The 15,186-nt window shown below is 35.8% G+C and carries 2 protein-coding genes; both read right to left on the bottom strand.

The window, feature by feature from the left end; all coding sequences use genetic code 11:
• Positions 1–38: 38 nt before the first annotated feature.
• Positions 39–7,862 (bottom strand): non-ribosomal peptide synthetase, encoded by a 7,824-nt coding sequence (locus VB836_RS15635; protein ID WP_323220485.1) that lies wholly within the window; start codon positions 7,860–7,862, stop codon positions 39–41.
• The gene (locus VB836_RS15640) at positions 7,859–15,181 is read right to left on the bottom strand and encodes a non-ribosomal peptide synthetase (protein WP_323220487.1); all 7,323 of its coding nucleotides are present in this window, start codon (positions 15,179–15,181) and stop codon (positions 7,859–7,861) included. Before VB836_RS15640 ends, VB836_RS15635 begins: the two co-directional genes overlap by 4 nt.
• Positions 15,182–15,186 lie beyond the last annotated feature (5 nt).

Raw genomic sequence — 15,186 nt, forward strand, 5'->3', positions numbered from 1 at the left:
TTACTAAAGATGATTGAGAGAGTTGTGTAAATCAAGCTTTATAAATCTGTTAAAAGTTCATCGAGTTCATCTTGACTAAAATCCATTTGTGGAAAATCAGACGGTGTGTAACCTCCTGTTTCTGAGTAGAGACAGTGATTAATTAATTGTCGCAAATTATTTAAGAAGTTTTCCCCGAGAGTTTCAATTGTTGTTGAACGATGAATGGCTTGGCTATAAGTCCAATTAAATCGCATTTGACCTCTAGAAACAATACTATCAATTTCAATTAAACAGTTTCGATTATTTCTAGGACTCCGAGCAATTCCAGTAGATTCATTAGCAGGATAAAACAGAGAATTAGAGGGGAAAACTTGATCAACTTGTCCTAAGTAATTAAAGCGAATTTCTGCATTTTTATGTTTTATTAGATGACTCTGAGGCGTGAGATAACGTAACAAACCATAACCGATTCCTCTCTTGGGAATTTGACGAAGTTGTTCTTTAATGAACTTGATATTATCATCAGGATTATCACTATTTTCTAAATCTAATAAGACAGGAAATAAAGCAGTAAACCAACCGACTGTCCGAGATAAGTCAACCTGATCAAAAAGTTCTTCTCGTCCGTGTCCTTCGAGTTCAATGAGTAGTTTTCGTTGTCCTGTCCATTGATAAAAGGCTTGAACTAAAGCTGTTAGTAAAATATCGTTAATTTGTGTTTGATAGACAGTTGGAACTTGATGAATGAGAGACTGAGTTTCTTCTGAACTTAATGTTACTGAAATTGTTTTAGCTTCAGCCATTGTATTATTTTCAGTTAGACAGTCAACCGGAATGTTTACAATTTCAGACTGAGATAAATTCTGCCAATATTCAAGTTCGGTTTGAAGTTCTGTTGAGTTTGCATATTCTTTTAGATGGTCTGACCAGTGTTTAAAGGAGGTTGTTTTTGCTGGAAGTTTAAATGTTTGACTTTGAGAACTTGTTTGGAGAAGTTTCTGAAGATCTTCTAATAAAATTCGCCAGGAAATCCCGTCAATGATTAAGTGATGAATAATAATCAATAAACGGCTTGTTTGACTGCAACCTAAGTCAAAGCAGGCGACTCGAACTAGAGGTGGCTGAGAGAGGTTGAAGCTACCTTGAAGCTGTGTTGCAGTTGTAGAAATTGCTTGTTCTTGATTTTTTTTAGGTTGTTCTGATAAGTCTATTTTAAGAATCGAGAAGTCTATATTATGATCGGAATTAAACTGTTGCCAAATAGATTGATTTTTCTCAAAATATAAACGTAGTGCATCATGGTGTTTGAGTAAGGTTTTAAACGCCATTTCCAATTTATTAAAGCTAATGTTTGATTGAACCTCTAATAAAATAGACTGATTCCAATGATGAGGTTCGATTAAATTTTGCTCAAAAAACCAGTGTTGAATGGGGGTAAGGGAGAGAGAGCCTGTAATGATACCTTGTTCAGCTTTTCTGGCTGTTATTTCTTCTGCTATGGCGGCTAAATCTGCCAGAGTTTGATATTTAAAAATAGACTTAGGTGTGATCTTTAAACCTGCTTGATTGGCTTGAGAAACGACTTGAATTGCTAGAATAGAATCACCCCCCAATTCAAAGAAGTTATCGTTAATACTAATTTTCTCAACCCTAAGAATCTGACTCCAAATTTTAGCGAGTTGCTTTTCCTTTGTAGTTCGAGGTTCAGTATAATTTTGCTGTCTTTCTATCGGCTGATTTTCTCGGGCTGGTAGTGCTTTACGGTCAATTTTCCCATTCGGTGTTAGAGGTAAGCTTTCTAATACTATAAACACCGCAGGAATCATATAATCAGGTAACTTATCTTTCAGAAAATGACGTAATTCGTTTTGCAGTTCATAAGCTAAATTTTCATCTTTTGACTTGGGGATAATGTAAGCAATTAAACGCTTATTTTTAGCTTTATCTTCCCAAGCACTCACAACGGCTTGAGCAACATGAGAATGTTTAACTAAAATCGCCTCAACTTCTCCGAGTTCAATACGGAATCCTCGAATTTTAACTTGGTTATCTAACCGACCTAAATATTCAATATTTCCATCGGGTAAATATTTAACTAAATCTCCTGTTTTATAAAGACGATTATTTTTTTGATTTTGTTTTGTAAATGGATTAGGAATAAATTTCTCTGCTGTCAGTTCAGGACGATTGAGATATTCTCTCGCCAAACCTGATCCTCCGATATATAATTCACCGGGAACACCGACCGGAACAGGTTGCAAATAACGGTCTAAAATATAGACTTGAGTATTAGCGATTGGACGACCAATTGAAGGCTGTTTATGACTTCCTGGTTCAGTTAATACAAAGGTTGAATAGGTGGTATCTTCTGAAGGGCCGTAAAGGTTAAAAACCTGCTGAATCTGTTGTTGATAAAGTTGCTGAACCAAGGTATTAGATAATGCTTCACCTGCTAAATTGACGGTTTTTACACCGTTGGGAATACCGTTAATTCTAAGTAGTTCGGTCGCGGCAGAGGGGACTGTATTAATCAGGGTCACTTCTTCAGAATGAGGTAAGGAGGGTAACTCTAAAGCATTTTCACCCAAAATTATTTTTCCTCCGACACTTAGCGGTAAAAACAACTCAAATATTGAGAGATCAAAACAGATAGAAGTTGAAGCAAAAACGCCTGAAAGTTGTTCTTTTGTAAAGACAGTTTTCGCCCATTCTATGAGGAAAATTGGACTAGAATGATTGATTGCAACGCCTTTTGGTTTACCTGTTGAACCAGATGTATAGATAACATAAGCCAAATTTTCAGGAATAACTTCATGGAACGGATTTGTTTGATTTTCTAAAGCTATTTTTTCCCTATCTCTATCTAAATTAACAATAGCTTTGAGAGAAGAACTAAAATCTAAAAATTCTGTATTTTGAGTGATTAAAACGGCTATTTTAGCATCTTCCAACATGAAAGTTAATCGTTCTGTTGGATAGGTTGGGTCAAGGGGAACATAGGCACCTCCTGCCTTGAGAGTGGCTAACATTGCCACAACCATTTCAATTGAACGTTTAACACAAATTCCCACTCTAACTTCAGGTTGAACTCCTAATTTTTGTAAGTAATAAGCGAGTTGATTGGCTCGATGATTTAACTGTTGATAAGTTAACTGTTGATTCTCAAAAATTAACGCCGTTGCATGAGGTGTTTTCTCGGTTTGGGTTTCAAATAAATGATGTAAACAAACAGGTTTAACTTCTAATTCAGTCTGATTCCATTCCTGTAGTATTTTTTGCTGTTCAGTTTTTGGGAGAAGCGGCAAGTTAGATAACTTTTGTTTGGGTTCATCGATAATTCCTGACATTAAGGTTTGAAAATTTTCTATTAAACGTTGAATCGTTTCTGCTTTAAATAAATCGGTATTATACTCAAACTTACCCACTAATCCTTCAACAGTTTCAGCCATATATAATGTTAAGTCAAATTTTGCTGTCTTATTTTCACTCTCAATTAAATGCCAATTTAAACCTGATAATTTAATCGGCTGTATTGTTGCATTTTGCCAGACAAACATCACCTGAAATAGAGGAGTATAGCTTAAATCTCGCTGCGGTTGGACTGCTTCTACTAACTGTTCAAAGGGTAAGTCTTGATGAGCATAAGCCTCTAACGCTACTTCTCTAACCTGCTGTAATAACTCCTCAAAGGTGAGATTTCCAGTTAAACGTGTTCGTAGGGCTAATGTGTTAGCAAAAAATCCAATTAAGCTTTCGGTTTCTGTTGAATTTCGATTAGCAATCGGAGAACCTACAACAATATTTTTACTTGCTGTATAGCGATATAAGAAAGTATTAAAGATTGCTAATAAGGTCATAAATAATGTACAACATGACTGCTGACTTAAAGTTTTAATTGCTTGAGATTGTTCGAGAGAAAGTTGAAAGGTTTCTGTGGCACCTCGAAAGCTTTGAACCGCCGGACGTGTGTAATCAGTTGGCAATTCTAAAACCGTCGGTATTCCCTCTAGCTGTTGTCGCCAGTAACCCAATTGATTCTCTAATAATTCTCCTTGCAAATATTGTCGTTGCCAAGCCGCAAAATCTACATATTGAATGGGTAATGGTGGAAGTTGTGAAGGTTGATTTTGAGAGAGATTTTCATATAATTTAGCGACTTCTCGTATTAAAATTATCACCGATTGTTCATCTGAAATAATATGATGCAACGTCATTAAAATAACGTGATTTATTTCCGAAATGTTTATTACTTTAACTCTTAGTAATGGACTAATATTGAGGTGAAAAGGATACTGTGCTTCTTGTTGAATTAATTGTTTAATATAACCTTCTTGCTGTGAGCTTGGAACTTCACTAATATCAATAAGAGGAAGATTGAATTGAGTTGAAGGTGAAATCACTATCTGGGGTTTTCCTTCAATAGTTATAAAACTTGTTCTGAGGACTTCGTGACGATGAATTATTGTGTTAAAACTTTGTTCAAGTATCCCAATATTCAGTTTTCCTTTTATTCGGACTGCTCCCGGAATATTATAATAAGGACTATCGGGTTCGAGTTGAGCTAAAAACCATTGTCGTTGTTGAGCGAAAGATAAGGGTAAGTTTTCTTGTCTATTTATGCCTTGAAGTGCTTTAATTTTAAGTGGAGAATGAGTTTTTTGAGTCGTTAATATTGCTTCTGCTAACCCCGATATTGTTGGCATTTCAAATAGACGACGCAAGGGTAAATCAATCTTGAAAATTTCACGAATTTGCGAGATAACGCTAGTTGCTAATAACGAATGTCCGCCAAGTTCAAAGAAGTTATCTTTTCTACCAATCTGCTTTAAATTTAGGATTTTTCCCCATATTCCTGATAATATTTCCTCAGTAGGTGTTTGGGGTATTTCGTGAATATCTGATAAGTTTGTGACTTGTTCTTTAACACTTAGAAGCGCACGTCTATCAATCTTACCATTGGGAGTTAAAGGAAAAGTATCTAACATGATAAAAGCAGAAGGTATCATGTAACTAGGTAACTTTTTGGCTAATAATTCTCGCAGCATTGTAACATTTAACTCGGACTGATGAGTAGAGACAATATAAGCAATGAGACGCTTTTCTTGAGCTTGTGAATTGACTACAACCACAGCCTGTTGAACTTGTGGATGTTGTTTTAATATTGCTTCTATTTCTCCTAATTCTATTCTAAAACCTCGCAGTTTTACTTGAGAGTCTAGGCGTCCTAAATATTCAACATTTCCATCACTCAGATATCGTGCTAAATCTCCCGTTTTATACAGGCGTTCAGAAGTATTTTTAAAGGGATTGGGTAAAAAACGTTCTGCGGTTAAATCGGCTCGATTAAAGTAGCCTCTAGCGACTCCAACTCCTCCGATATATAACTCTCCGGGTACTGCTATCGGAACGGGTTGTAGATTTTTATCGAGAATATAAAACTCAGTATTAGCAAGAGGGCGACCAATAAGAACGGTTAAATTTTTATCTAAATTTTCTTGATTTTTAACTTGATAAATTGATGACCAAATTGTAGTTTCAGTTGGCCCGTAAAGGTTAAAGAGTTGTTGAGAATTTTGGGTGAGTTTTTGAGCTAATTTAGGGTCTAATGCTTCTCCTCCACTGAGAATTTTTAGGTTGTGTTTTCCTGTCCATCCACCTAGTATTAACATTTGCCAGGTGGCGGGTGTGGCTTGCATCATTGTAATATTAAATTGGTTGATTTGCTGTTGCAGTTTTTCGCTATCTTTTATCGTTTGTTGACTTGCAATAATCACACGCGCCCCAACCATTAAGGGCAAATAAAGTTCTAAGGCTGCGATGTCAAAGGAAAGGCTAGTAACAGATAATAAAATATCTGATGGGGTACTGTTCAAAGTTTTATTTATTCCTAATAGAAAGTTACTCAAAGCGCGATGAGAAATTTGTACGCCTTTGGGTTGACCTGTTGAACCGGAAGTGTAGATAATATAAGCGAGGTTTTCAAGTGCAATATCAAAAGAAAGATTGTAGGATTTTTGTTGAGTAATAATTGATAAATGTTCTTCTAATTTGAGAATATTTTGAACTGAAAATTGTAAATCATTGAGGGATGTTTGAGTAATAATGAGTGAGATTTGAGCGTTATTGATAATGTAATTGAGACGCTCTGGAGGATAGGCAGGGTCAAGGGGAATATATGTAGCTCCGACTTTTAGAACAGCTAATAAAGCGATAACCATTTCACAGGAACGCTCTAAACAAATACCGACGGTTTGTTCAGGTTGAACGCCTTGTTTTTGTAGGTGGTGAGCGAGTTTGTTTGCAGTTGTATTGAGTTGCTGATAACTGAGTTGTTGATGTGAGTCAACAATAGCAACAGCATCCGGTGTTTGTTGGGCTTGGGTTTCAAAGAGTTGATGAATACAGGCGAGGTTTTTAAATGGTGTTTGAGTTTTATTCCATTTGACTAAGAGTTGATTTTTTTCTGTTTCTGTTAACAAGCAAAGTTCGTATAATTTTTGATTAGAATTAGTAAGAATTTGTTCTAACAAGGTTTGGAAGTGAACAATTATTCTGCTAATTGTTTCAGCTTTAAATAAATCTGTATTATATTCAAATACTCCCATGAGTCCCGATGGTTTTTCATACATATCCAAGCTCAAATCAAATCGAGCTGTTTTATTTTCTGGATTAATATAATTAAAAGTTAAGTTCGTGAGTTGAACAGTTTTTGTTGGAGTATTGTGAAGAATAAACATCACTTGAAAGAGAGGATTGTGGCTTAAGTTGCGTTGAGGCTGCAATTCTTCTACTAAGTATTCAAAGGGTAAATCTTGATGAGCATAAGCCCCTAGAGTGACTTCGCGTACCTGTTTGATAAAATCTCTAAAGCTGGGATTTCCAGATAGGTTTGTTCTAAAGACTAAATTATTAACAAATAAACCAATAAGATTTTCAATTTCTGGGCGATTACGATTAGCAACCGTTGAACCAACTATAATATCTTCTTGCTGAGTATAGCGATAAAGTAATGTTTTTAAAGCTGCCAGTAACAACATAAATAAGGTTACATCTTCCTGACGAGCAAGAACTTTTAAAGATTCATAAAGTTGAGAAGATAGAGAAAAAGATTGTGTTTCTCCTCGATAAGTTTGTACCACAGGTCGCGGATAATCTGTGGGTAATTGGAGAATTGGTGGATTATTTTTTAGTTGCTGTTTCCAGTAACTAAGTTGAGCAGAACGAGCTTCACTTTGTAGCCATTTCTGTTGCCAAACAGCATAGTCTACATATTGGATATTGAGTTCAGGTAAAGATGAATTTTTGTCTTGATAGAAGGCTTGATAAATTGCTGCTAATTCTTGAATCAGTACCCGCATTGACCAGTAATCAGAAATAATATGATGCAGGGTAAACAGCAGTATATATTCATCGGTTGAAAGCTTTAATAATTTGGCTCGTAATAAAGGAATTTGAGTTAAATTAAAGGGCTGTGATGCTTCTTGTTGAATCTGCTTTTTAACTTCAATATCACGTTGAGTCTGAGAAAATTCTTGAAAATCAATCACGGGAACATTGAGACTCAATACTGGATAAAGACTCTGAACTATCTCCCCTTTAATTTCTAGAAAGCTTGTTCGTAATATTTCATGTCGTTTAATAATTTCATTAATACTTTTTTCTAAAGTATTAATATGAAGTGAACCCTTTAAATGTAAAGCAGCAGGAAGATTATAAACTGAACTTCCAGGCTGTAGTTTATCAAGAAACCAGAGTCGTTTTTGAGCAAATGAAAGCGGGAAGACTTGAGGCTTGTCAGCCTTTTTCTGCATCAGTTGTTTGAGGAGTTCTCGCTTTTGTTCTGGTGTAAGTTTAGAAAGGTTAGATGGTGTTTGGTTCATTGGTTTTCCTCCGCTAAAATTTGAGTGAGTAAATCATCAAGTTCTTGTTCTGAAACTTTGTCAATATTATCTATATTTTGTTGTGAATTATTACGGTTTACTCGCTCAATTTGTATTGATTCAGTTTCAGTAATTGGATTGCTATTTTGTTTAATCTCTCGTTCTAAATCAGCAATAGTTGGTGTTTCAAAAAAGCGAGGAATTGAAACTTCAACCTGCAAAGCTTGACGCATTTGAGCAATAACCTGAGTAGCTAAGAGTGAATTTCCTCCTAAATTAAAGAAGTTGTCTTGAATGCCTACTTTTTCTAAATTGAGAGATTTCTGCCAAATTTCTGCTATTTTTTTCTGTAATTCAGTATCAGGGGCTATATATTGAGCTTGAGTTCTGAAGAATAATTGATCGGGTTTGGGTAGGTTTTTACGGTCTATTTTGCCGTTGGGTGTGAGGGGAAGTTTATCTAAAATTATGTAATGTTGAGGAACCATATATTCAGGTAGTTTTTGACGTAAAAATTGACGTAACTTTTCTACAATTGATTCTGATTTTTGAGGAGTTTCAGGAGACAACCATTGTTGAGTCCAAGTCTTATCAATGGAACCGCCTACAAAGCTATGTAATAAAATTTGATTCGGTTCGAGGTCAAACAAATTTTGTATGCTTTCAAATTTTAAACCACCAATAGGACAAAGACCCATTTCATGTTTAGGTGCAGTTTCCATTAAAAGTTGACTCATATAGCCCGCTTCTAATAAACAAAATTCTTTGGCTTTTTCTCCATACATAGGGATAATAGCGTTTAAGTTTCCGATTAAAAATAAAGCAAGAGCAGATTGTTCAAAAATAGATTGATTTACTCCATATAGATAGCTGTCAATTTTAGCGTTTTCTTGAATTAAAATCAAACGATGTTCTGCGGGATTATAGTAATAAACTCCTGCTTTAATTTCTGCAATTGCATTGGCTTTAATATAACAATAAGTCTGCACAGGATATAGACTTCCGGCTGAAGCATATCGATATTTAGGTAAGGGCGAGTTGTCAAGTCGAATTTGCATTAAACAGCTTATCAAGCGACTAAAATCTTTGAAAGATATCGGTTTTTCTAGGAATTTTCGATAACTCTGACGCTGTAAATAAGCTTGAGTTAGTTCTTCATTTAATTCAGGTTTGGGTAACTCAATGCTCTGGTTTTTTGCTTTTGTGTTTCGTAGTCCGGGTTGTTTTAACTTAAATTCAATTTTTTCAAAAATAGAGAAATTATGGTGTTCTTTGGGAAGAATATAAGCAATCAATTGTTTATTTTCTCGTGATTCTCCGATGGCTGTTACAATAGCTTCTTGAATCGCTGGATGTTGCTTTAAAGTCGATTCAATTTCACCGAGTTCTATTCGATATCCATTAATTTTAACTTGAAAATCTTCTCGACCTAAAAATTCAATATTCCCATCCGGTAAATATCGCCCTAAGTCTCCTGTTTTATACAATTTTTCTTGCGTTTTAGGATGAATCATAAAACTTTTATTGGTCTTTTCTTGATTCTTCCAGTATCCTTTAGCGAGTCCTATTCCTCCAATATAAAGCTGTCCTGTTACCCACACTGGACAAGGTTCTAAAGCTGCATTTAAAACATAGAAATGTTGGTTCGCCATTGGACGACCATAGGGAATACTTTTCCAATTGGGATTAACCGTTTCAATCGGATACAGAATCGACCAAATTGAGGCTTCTGTTGCGCCGCCTAAGCTAATAATTTGAGGATTTGGATTCAATTTTTTCTGAATCCGATTGGGTAAATCTAAGGGGAGCCAATCTCCACTGAGTAAGACTAAACGTAAGGAATTTTTAAAAGTAGATTTTGAGTCTAAATGTTCTAACAGCATTTGCATGAGTGCAGGAACGGAATTCCAAATTGTAATTTCTTTTTGTTCTATTAATTTGACCCAGTGTTCCGGATCTTTATTCGCTTCAGCATCAGGAATAACAATCGTTCCCCCAACTGCTAATATTCCAAAAATATCATACACTGAGAGGTCAAAATTTAAAGCCGATAACGCAAAAACTTTGTCTTTTGAAGTTATATTAAAACGCTGATTAATATCAAGAATAGTGTTAACAGCACTTTGATGATCAATCATTACTCCTTTCGGTAATCCCGTCGAACCTGAAGTATAAATCACATAGGCTAAATCTTGAGGAGTGTTATGAGTGCTTAAAGCTAAGTGATGAGTTTCTTCTGAAGAAAGTTCAAGAGTATCTACACAAATGCGAGTAATATTTTCGGTAAATTCTAATTTTTGATTAAGCCACGATTGTGTGATAATTTGTTTAACTTCTGTTTCTTGTAATAAGTGTAACTGTCGTTCTTTTGGGAGTTGAGGATCGATAGGAACGTAAGCTGCACCTGCGGCTAAAATTCCTAAAACTGCGACAACTTGTTCCCAACTTTTTTCCATCAAAATTCCAACTAATTGATTAGAAACAACGCCTAATTTTTTTATTTTTTCAGCTAAGTTTAGAGCAAGATTATTTAATTCTTTATAGGTTAATTGATGTTCTCCACTGACAACAGCGATATTTTCTGAATACACAGATACTTGATCAAAAAATAAAGTATGTAAAAGTTTATTTTCAGCTTGAAAAATGGTTTCAGTTGCATTAATTTCTGTGATGAGTTGAAGTTGTGGTGCTGGTAATAATTGCCGAGTTTTCATCTGCCACAGTTCATCTTCATTAGCTAGACGCTCTAAAAAGTTAGAGTAAGCTGTAAACATTTCATCTAGTAATCCGGTTGCAAAAAGTTCATCAATTGTATCCCAATTAAAGACTAAAGCACCGCCAATTTCAGACACTTGATGATCGAAGTAAACTTGAGAGGTTTGACTCAGGCTATAAACGACTTTTGTTTGCCAGTTTCTCTGAGACATTTGAGGTGTATTTTGAGTGAGGGTACTGGTAAATACAACAGGCATCAAAGCTCCTGAAACTCGCCCTTGAATTCGAGCTAAATCTCGTAAAACCTCAACTCCACTGACATAACGGTGATCTAAATCTTCCCAAAGTTGTGCTTGAATATTTGTCGCACGATTTATAAAACTATTGGGTTCATTATTATTAATTTCTAACAATAAAGATGAGGTAAAATCACCAATTATCTGATTAACTTCTGGATGAACAGGCAAGCGATTAAATAGCGTTAAATTGAGGGTAAATCTTGAACTTTTGCTCCAAGTTGTTAAAATTTCTGCAAAAGCGGCGAGTAAAAAGCCTGACGGTGTAATGCCAATTTGAGTCGCTTTTTGTTTGAGATGTTGCCAAGTTTGAGGTGCTAATTGTCCACTGCGACGTACAAACCGAGGGTTTTTTATAGTGGCTAAATTGTGCTGAAGGGGAAGTTCAGGAGCCGCAGCTAAATTAACAAGACGGTTTTGCCAATAGTTGCGAGAACTATGATAAAGTTCGGAATCACGCCAAGCATTTTCTGCTAAAACATAATCTCGGAAAGAAAGGGATAAAGAGGGTAATAAAGTGTCGGGATTTTGAATCAGTTTAGCCAGTTCACGTCCGATGATTTGCAGACTCCAAGCATCTCCAATTAAGACATCAAAACTCACAAAAAATATAACTTTATTCTCTCCTAATAAAGCCGCTTGAATTTCAAATAATGGCCAGCGATCAGTCAGTAAAATTTGATGAGAGAGGTGATCGCGCATTTTTTCTAATGTTGCGGTAACACGCTCAGGACTTTCTTTTTCTAAGTCTATTGTTTTGATTTTATAGGGTGGAACTGTCGGTAATATTTGCTGCTGTCCGTCTGTTTTAATAATCACCCGCAGCATATCGTGATATTCAATTAAGTGCTGTAATGCTTGTTCAAGTTGTTCAACTTTTAAGCCAACTGTTTCGATTTCACGATAGCCATGTGTTGCAATATTTCCTAACTCAAAAGCATCACTCCGACCCATCAAATATGCTTGTTGAATATCCGTAAGCGGAAAGGGTTGATGACGTTCTTCGGGATTAGGAATAATTTGAGGTAAAGGTGAAACCGAGAGATATTTATTTAGAGTTTTAATCTGTTCAGCCAATCCGAATATTGTGTGTTTTTCAAATAAAGAACGCAATGGAATTTGTACACCAATGGCATCACTGATTTCAGCAATAATTTTAATGCCTAACAGAGAATGTCCCCCTAACTCAAAGAAGTTATCATTAATTCCAACTGATTTAAGATTTAGTTCTTTTTGCCAAACTTGGGCGATAGTTTTTTCTAATTCAGTTTGAGGTTCAATATATGCAACGGCTAATTCAGGTCTAAATGTATCAGGAACGGGTAAAGATTTGCGATTAATTTTTCCATTGGGAAGACGAGGTAAAGCGTCCAGTTTTACAAAAGTATTGGGTATCATATAACTGGGTAACTTTTGTTCTATAAAGTGTCGGAGGTGATTCACATTTGATTGTTGATCTTCTGAGAAAAAGACAACATAAGCCACTATGCGTTTAGTATTAGATTCATCTTCTCGCACGGTCACAACACATTCATTCAAAGCTGGATATTGACTTAAAACTGCTTCTATTTCTCCGATTTCAATTCGATATCCTCGGATTTTTACTTGATGATCAATACGTCCTAAAAATTCTAAATTTCCATCGGGTTGATAGCGAATTAAATCTCCCGTTTTATACAATCGATTCAATATATTTTTTTGATCAATATAGGGATTTGAGATAAACTTTTCAGCCGTTAATTCAGGTCGATTTAGATAACCTCTGGCGACTCCTTCACCCCCTAAATATAATTCTCCCTTCACTCCAATGGGAACGGGTTGTAAGTATTGATCTAAAACATAGGCTTGAGTATTGTTGATCGGTTGACCAATTGACACTGATAATTTAGAACTACTTTTAACTAAAGCAAAAGTTGAGTAGGTTGTGTCCTCTGAAGGACCGTACAAGTTATAAATTTGTTGAATTGTTGTCTGTTTTTCTAGTTGTTGAACGAGACTGTTTTGTAGTGCTTCTCCTGCTAAATTAACAGTAGAAACGGATCGAGGAATTCCCTTAATTTTAAACAGATGATTAATCGCACTGGGGACTGTATTAATTAAGGTGACTTGATGAGACGCAGGTAAATTGGGTAAATCTAAAGCATTTTCAGCTAAAATTACTTTTCCTCCCCAACTGAGAGTAACAAAGAGTTCAAATACAGATAAGTCAAAACAAATTGAAGTTGAGGCAAGAACACCTGCAAGAGTTTCAGAACTAAAAACGTCTTTAGCCCAATAAATTAACTGAATTGTACTCCGATGTTCTATCGCTACGCCCTTCGGTTGACCTGTTGAACCGGAAGTATAAATGATGTATGCTAAGTTATTTTCTGTAACTTTAGATTCTGGGTTATTAGAACTTTGTTGAGTGATTTTATTCCAATCTTGGTCAAGGTTTATTCTATGACGAATTCCTTGAGTTTCTATTAAAAGATTAGACTGAGTAATTAATACAGCAACTTGGGCATCTTGCAGAATAAAAGATAGACGTTCTACCGGATAAGTGGGGTCAAGAGGAACATAAGCAGCACCCGCTTTTAGAGTTCCTAAAATAGCTACAACCATCTCAATAGAACGATTAACACAAATGCCGACTTTATCTTCGGGTTTGATGCCTAGTTTTTGTAAATAATGGGCAAGCTGATTCGCCTGTTCATTTAATTTTTGATAGGTGAGAATCTGCTGATCAAAAATTAACGCGACTGCATCGGGTTCTCGTTGAACTTGTTCTTCAAATAATTGATGAATACATCTGCTAACTTTCAAGTCATTTTGAGTCTGATTAAATTCAACTAAAAGAGTTTTTTGTTCGGTTTTTGAAAGATAGGTTAATTGTGATAAACGCTGTTCTGGGTTGGCGACAATACTGGAAAGTAAAGTTATAAAATGTTCAACTAAATGAGCAATTGTAGCTTCTTTAAATAAATCGGTATTGTACTCAACTTGTCCTTTTATACCTTGTTCAGTATCCTGAAGGTTGAAGCGGAGTTCATATTTTACTGTTTTATTTTCTAAGGGTAAACGTTCTAAACTTAACCCTAATAATTCTAGGGGTTTAACTGGAGCCAGTTGCAGATCAAACTTCACTTGAAAAAGCGGCATCATCTGGCTGAGATTTCGTTCAGGGTTTAATACTTCAACCAATTTTTCAAACGGTAAATCTTGATGAGCATAAGCCGCTAACGTAACTTCTCTAACTCTATTTAATAATTCCTGAAAACTCGGGTTTCCAGCCAGATTTGTTCGCAAAACTAAAGTATTAACTAACAGTCCAATTAAACCCTCGATTTCCGAGCGATCACGATTTGCTATATCAGTCCCAATAATGATATCATTTTGTTGGGTATATCGATGGAGTAAAACTTTAAAACTTGTTAAGAGTAATGTAAATAATGTAAGACCTTTTTTCGCGGCTAATACCTTAAATGAATCGGACAATTTTTTAGAGATATCAATCGGATAATGCTCGCCTTTGTATGTTGAAATTGCGGGTCTTGGGTAGTCGAGAGGAAGTTCTAAAATCGGTAATTCATCACCGAGTTGCTGCTTCCAATAATTAACCTGAGTCTCTAAAACTTCACCTTGAAGTCGTTGACGTTGCCAAATCGCCCAGTCTGCATATTGAACGGGTAACTCTGCTAACGGGGAATTTTGATTTTCGATAAAAGCTTTATACAAAATACCCATTTCTCGCAGAAAGACCCCGATTGACCACCGATCAGAAATAATATGATGTGTGGTCATTAATAAGATAAAATCTGCCTCATTGAACTGTAACAGTGCTAATCTTAATAAAGAGGAATTGAGATCAAAAAAACGTTGGGTAAACTCTATAATAATGCGTTCAATTTCTGCCTGAGTTTCTGTTAATTGAGTCAGGTCAACAACGGGCAGCGAAAAGGCTTGAAAAGGTGAAATAATTTGAATCGGTTGTTTATCAGCGTTGGTTGAAAAAGTCGTTCGTAGCGTCTCATGTCGCCGAACAATTTCGTTGAGTGTTCGTTCCAATACTGCCACATTTAGCCGCCCCCGCAAACGTAAAGCACTGGGGACATTGTATGAACTATTACTCGGATCAAGCTGTTGAATAAACCAGAGACGCTGTTGAGCAAAAGACAAAGGCAAAGGGTCAGAGGTCTGCCTCCGAGAAATAGCCTGCACTTGAGGAGGCTTTAACCCTCGCTCCTGGAGTCGTCGCTCAAACAGCTTTCGTTGTTCTGGAGAAAGATTAGCAATTTCTTTTAAAAATTCTTGAGATTGATTCTTCATTAGTC

Origin of the sequence: Limnoraphis robusta BA-68 BA1 (assembly GCF_034932365.1) — a bacterium.
Taxonomy (GTDB): domain Bacteria; phylum Cyanobacteriota; class Cyanobacteriia; order Cyanobacteriales; family Microcoleaceae; genus Capilliphycus; species Capilliphycus robustus.